Below are 5,005 nucleotides of genomic sequence, written 5' to 3'. Positions count from 1 at the left end.
GCGGCCCGACACCCCGCCCCCCCCGCGCGCGGCCCAAACCACCCGCCCCCCCCCCCCCCCCCCGCCCGCCGCGCGGGCGGCCCAATTCCGCGGGCCCGAGCGCGACGAGATCGTCGATCCGCGCCTGCACATTGGCCGGCAGCGCGGCGCCCGGCGGCACGCGGTAGCCGAGCGCCGGCGAGAGCAGCGCCAGCGCCGCCACACGCTCCGGCCAGCGCGCCGCGAAACGCCCGGCGAAGAGCGCGCCGAGCGAATGCCCCGCCACCGCCACGCGCTCCAGCCGCATCCCGATCACGATGTCCGCGAGCCGCAGCGCATAGTCGTCCGGCGTCGGCGCGTCCGGCGCGACGGGCGCGGAGGCGCCATAGCCCGGCGCCCACCAGGCCAGCAGGTTCCAGTCCGCCGGCAGCGCGCCGATCAGCGGCAGCCAGGTCTCGGCGTCGCTGCCGATGCCGTGCAGCAGCACCAGCGCCGGGCCGGTGCCGGGGCGATGCAGCAGCGCGGTGCCGGCGACGGTCAGGCGGTTCATGCAAAGACGAATCCGTTGTTCACCGGCAGCACCTGGCCGGTCACCGCCAGCGCGCCCGGCGTCAGCAGGAACACGACCGTCGGCGCGATGTCCTCCGGCACCATCGCACCCGGTGCGGCGCGCCCCTTCTCGTAGAGTTCATGCCGCTCGGCCGGCACGTATTCCGTCGCCTCGTTGCGCAGGATGCCGGGCGCCACCGCCGTCACGCCGACGCCGCGCGGCCCCATCTCGCGCGCCAGGCTGCGCGTCATGGAGATCACCGCGCCCTTGCTCGCCACATAGGCCAGCAGCCGCGGCGCGCCCCACAGCGCGGTGTCGGAAGCGAGGTTCACCACCCGCCCGCTGCCGCTCTCCGCCAGCATTTTTCCGAGCGCCCGCGTCACCAACCAGGTGCCGCGGACATTCACGCGCATCACGCGGTCCCAGGTCCCGATCTCGATCGCGTCGTATTCCGGCCCGCCGATGCCGGTGGCGATCGCGGCGTTGTTGACGAGGCCGTGCAGCACGCCTTCGTGGCGCGCGATGGCGTCGGCCATCGCCGTGATGCTGTCGGGATCGGCGAGGTCCACGGGCACGAAGCGCGCGCCGATCTGCGCGGCCGTCGCGCGACCCGCCTCCTCCAGCACATCCGCGATCACCACCCGCGCGCCCGCGGCGATGCAGGCTTCGGCCAGCGCGCGCCCCACGCCGCGCGCCGCGCCCGTCACCAGCACCGTGCGACCGTCCAGCGCTGCCATCACGCGACCGCCCGCGGGATGTAGTGCAGCACCCGCGCCTCGATGGCCGCCACCGCCCAGTACATCGCGATGCCGATCACCGTCAGCAGGATGATGGCGTTGAACACCATCGCCGTGTTCGCCGCGCCCTGCCCATAGACGATCAGGTAGCCGAGCCCGGTCTGCGAACCCACCACCTCGCCCACGGTGATGCCGATCACCGCAAGCGTCGCGCCGATGCGCAGCCCGGCCATCAGCGACGGCATGGAGGAGGGAAACAGCACCTTCCAGAACACCTGCGCGCGGGACATCGAATAGGCCCGCGCCAGGTTCACCAGGTCGCGGTCGGCGACGCGCATGGATTGCAGCACGTTGACCAGGATCGGGAAGAACACGATCAGGACGGTCACCAGCAGCTTCGGCATCGCGTTGTAGCCGAACCACATGATGAACAGCGGCGCGAAGGCGACCTTCGGCGCGATCTGCAGCCCCAGCAGATAGGGCGAGAGCACCTTCTCCCACAGTGGGCTGAGGCCGAGCAGGTAGCCGAACACCGCGCCGAACAGCCCGCCCAGCACGAAGCCCGCCACGGACCAGACGGCGGTGGAGATCACATGCGTCGCCAGATCCTCGTCCGCCCACATCCGCCCCATCTCCGCCACCAGGTCGGTGACGGTCGGGATCACGTATTTCGGCACGCCGAAGGCCGGCGGCAGGAACTGCCAGGCCAGCAGCACGACGACCGCGACGGACAGCGTTGCCGCCGGCAGCATCAGCCCGCCGGCCCAGTCGCGCCGCGTGCCGCCGAAGGCCCGGCTGGGCTTGGGGGCGGCCGCGCTGTCCGTCGCGCCGCTCATGAGCCCACGAAGTCGTTGGAATAGAGATCGGCCACCGGCACGGCGTTCCGGATGATCTCGTTGTCCATGTAGAATTTCTGCGTCGCCGCCAGGCGCGCCGGATCGAAGCGGCCGAGCGCGGAAGGCGGCGTGGTCGGATAGACGGTGGTGGCATAGGTGCGGATGATCTGCTCGATCCCCGCTTCCTTGCCGCGATGCTGCGGCACCTGCGCGACGTAGTCGCGCGCCGCGGCGGCGGGATCCTCCATGCAGTCGCGCACCGCCTTCAGCACCGCGGTCACGAAGCCGCGCACCACGTCCGGGCGGCGCTGCGCCGTGCTGTCGCTGGTCATGATCGCCTGGGCCAGCGCGGGGAAGATCGCGTTGATGTCGATGACATCCACCTCCACGCCGGCGTCGCGGATCGCGGCCGTCCATTCCGGCACGGCCATGATCGCGTCCACGCCGCCCGAGATCATCAGCTGCACCACGCCGGCCGCGCCCACCGCCTGGATCTGCAGGTCGGTCCGGCGCATGCCGTTGGCCGCCAGCACGCCGAGCAGCGCGTAGAAGCCGGTGTCCTGGAAGCCGATGACCCCCACCTTCTTGCCGCGCATCGCCGCGATGTCCGGGATGCCCGCAGCCTTGCGCACGGCGATGTGGAACAGCGACCGCCCGCCGAGCAGGCCCACGCCGCGCACCGGCACGCCGTTGGCGCGCACCAGCATGGAGGTCTCGCCGACGCCGCCACCGAGCGTTGCGTTGCCCGTGCCCACCTGCGTCGCGACATTCGCGCCGCCCTGGCCGGTCTGGAAGGTCACGTTCAGCCCGTTGGCCGCGTAGTAGCCGCGCTTCATCGCAAGCTGGTGCGGCGCGAAGGCCGGCAGGAAGGGCGGTGCCGGGAACAGATAGGTCACGGCTTCCTGCGCCGAGGCGCTGCCCAGCGCCGGCAGCGCAAGCGTGGCGCCGAGCATCATGCGGCGGCTGATCGTCATTCCCAGTTCTCCCTTGGTCTCAGGCATCCACGGCCTCGTCCAGGTGCAGCGCGTGCAGCAGGTGGCGCACCAGCTCCTGCGCGCGCGGCATGGATTGCCGCGCGATCGGGTTGTCGCGCTCCGGCAGGCCGACCGCGATCTCCTCCACGATGCGGCCGGGCCGCTCGCTCATCACCAGGATGCGGTCGGCCATCGCCACCGCCTCGTTCAGGTCATGCGTGATCAGCAGCGTGGTGACGCCGGAGGCCGAGATCGTCTGCGCGAAGCTGCGCTGCAGCAGGATCTTCGTCTGTGCATCGAGCGCGCTGAACGGCTCGTCCAGCAGCACCAGGGAGGGCTCGATCGCCAGCGTGCGCGCCAGCGCGGCACGCTGCCGCTGGCCGCCGGAAAGCTGGTGCGGGTAGCGATCCGCGTAGTCGGTCAGGCGGCAGCGACGCAGTTCGCGCTCGATGCGCGCGGCGCGCTCGGCGGCGGTCAGGCCGCGCGCCTCCAGCCCGAACTCCACGTTGCGGCGGATGCTGCGCCAGGGCAGCAGCAGGTCCTTCTGCAGCATGAAGCCGACATGGCTGCTCGGCCCCGTCACCTCGGCGCCGTTCAGGAAGACCTGCCCGTCGCTCGGCCGGTCGAGCCCCGCCACAAGGTTCAGCACCGTGCTCTTGCCGCAGCCCGAGGGCCCGACCAGGGCGACGAATTCCCCGGGCGCGACGTGGAAGGTCAGGCGCTCGATCGCGGTGAAGGACGGGGCGGCGCGATCCCGCGCGGGGAAGCGCCGCGCGACCGCCTGCATCTCCAGCGCGGGCACCGTGCGAGCCATCGCGCGCGCCTCCCGTCCTTGGGGTTCGTCCCGGCGAATGCGTTCATATATGAACGCATCATCCAGATACGAACGGATCTAGTCATGGGTGCAGGTCGGCGTCAAACAATTTCTGCGCCAGCCGGCGGGCGGACCGCGCATGCGGAAACGGCGGCCACCACCGGTGACCGCCGCCGCCATGCGCCAGTCCGGTTGCGGGTGGCGTGCCGCCCCGCTCAGGCCCTCGCCGCGTCCCGCGCCGGGCCGCGCGCCGCGAACACCTGCTCGAGCCGCGACGCCCAGACCGCCGGCGCCGGCGTGCGCGCCGCGCCGATGTCGCACATCCGGTCGAGCAGCCCGATCGCCATGTCCCACAGCCGGTCCGCCTCACGCGGATCGGTCGCGTCGCGCGCGGCGCGCGCCATCAGCCGCCCAACCGCGCCGGCCGCGGCGATGGCCCGCGCCATGTCCGCGCCCTCCGCCAGCGCCACCGCGCGGTCCATGATCCATTCCGCCTCGCGCTCCAGCCTGCGCATGCCGAGCAGCGACCACAGCCGCCACAGCGGCCCGGCGAAGCGCCGCGCCGGCGTCGCCTGGCGCCCACCCAGCCGCGGCACGATCTCTTCGGCCAGCGCCATGCGCAGCAATTCGGCCCGCACCGCGTCGTGGCCGTCCCGCGTGCCCAGGATGCGCGGCGCGAAGGGCTTCAGCCGCTGGCGCACCGCATGCGGCATGTTGTCGTTCAGCGGGATGGCGAAGGCGCGGATCAGCGGCGATGCGCAGTTCGGGCTGTCGCCATGCTCCTCGCCGGCCAGGCAGGCGACCAGCGACATGACGCACATCCGCCCGGCATCGCGGGTGCCGACGCCGGTGACCAGTTCGACACGTTCGAGGGCCCTTTCGAGCCGGAGATCGAGGTGCATGCGGTCCTCCATGCAGCCGCGGCGCGGTCGCGTGGCGGATGCGGGTGTCCTGGTCTGCCTGCTCCGCCGCTTCTGCCCGCCGCCTGAATGCGTGAGCCTTGCCTCGCGTTCCCGGACCTCGTCCGGATAGGGACAAGCCTGCGACGGCGCCGCGGGGCCCGCCCCCCGCCACACCCCCCCCCCCCCCCCCCCCCCCCCCGCCCCGGCCTCCCG

At 72.6% G+C, this 5,005-nt stretch carries 6 protein-coding genes; all 6 read right to left on the bottom strand.

Going from position 1 to position 5,005, the window contains the following annotated elements:
• The coding region (locus AC1MIR_RS09165; RefSeq protein WP_480027863.1) for an alpha/beta fold hydrolase at positions 1-529 on the bottom strand (529 nt) is incomplete at its 3' end.
• Positions 526-1,266 (bottom strand): SDR family oxidoreductase, encoded by a 741-nt coding sequence (locus tag AC1MIR_RS09160; RefSeq protein WP_480027862.1) that lies wholly within the window; start codon positions 1,264-1,266, stop codon positions 526-528. The genes AC1MIR_RS09160 and AC1MIR_RS09165, both read right to left, overlap by 4 nt.
• Positions 1,266-2,102, bottom strand: a complete 837-nt coding sequence (locus tag AC1MIR_RS09155) for an ABC transporter permease (protein WP_480027861.1) — start codon at positions 2,100-2,102, stop codon at positions 1,266-1,268. The genes AC1MIR_RS09160 and AC1MIR_RS09155 overlap by 1 nt, the downstream gene beginning before the upstream one ends.
• Entirely contained in the window at positions 2,099-3,076 is a 978-nt protein-coding gene (locus tag AC1MIR_RS09150; RefSeq protein WP_480027860.1) for an ABC transporter substrate-binding protein, read from the bottom strand. Before AC1MIR_RS09150 ends, AC1MIR_RS09155 begins: the two co-directional genes overlap by 4 nt.
• Before the next feature lie 19 nt (positions 3,077-3,095).
• A complete protein-coding gene (locus AC1MIR_RS09145; RefSeq protein WP_480027859.1) occupies positions 3,096-3,890 on the bottom strand; it encodes an ABC transporter ATP-binding protein in 795 nt (264 codons plus the stop codon).
• Between the two features lie 215 nt (positions 3,891-4,105).
• Positions 4,106-5,005, bottom strand: a 900-nt coding sequence (locus tag AC1MIR_RS09140) for a hypothetical protein (RefSeq protein ID WP_480027858.1), incomplete at its 5' end; no start/stop codon positions are given.

This window comes from Falsiroseomonas sp. RANM36, from assembly GCF_056682175.1.
The sequence above is the reverse complement of the archived record's forward strand: the minus strand, read 5'-3'. Positions and strand labels throughout refer to the sequence as shown.

Excerpts from the sequence above, each read along its gene's own strand:
- AC1MIR_RS09160 (WP_480027862.1), bottom strand. The coding sequence starts at position 1,266 with ATGGCAGCGCTGGACGGTCGCACGGTGCTGGTGACGGGCGCGGCGCGC.
- AC1MIR_RS09155 (WP_480027861.1), bottom strand. The coding sequence starts at position 2,102 with ATGAGCGGCGCGACGGACAGCGCGGCCGCCCCCAAGCCCAGCCGGGCC.
- AC1MIR_RS09145 (WP_480027859.1), bottom strand. The coding sequence starts at position 3,890 with ATGGCTCGCACGGTGCCCGCGCTGGAGATGCAGGCGGTCGCGCGGCGC.
- AC1MIR_RS09150 (WP_480027860.1), bottom strand. The coding sequence starts at position 3,076 with ATGACGATCAGCCGCCGCATGATGCTCGGCGCCACGCTTGCGCTGCCG.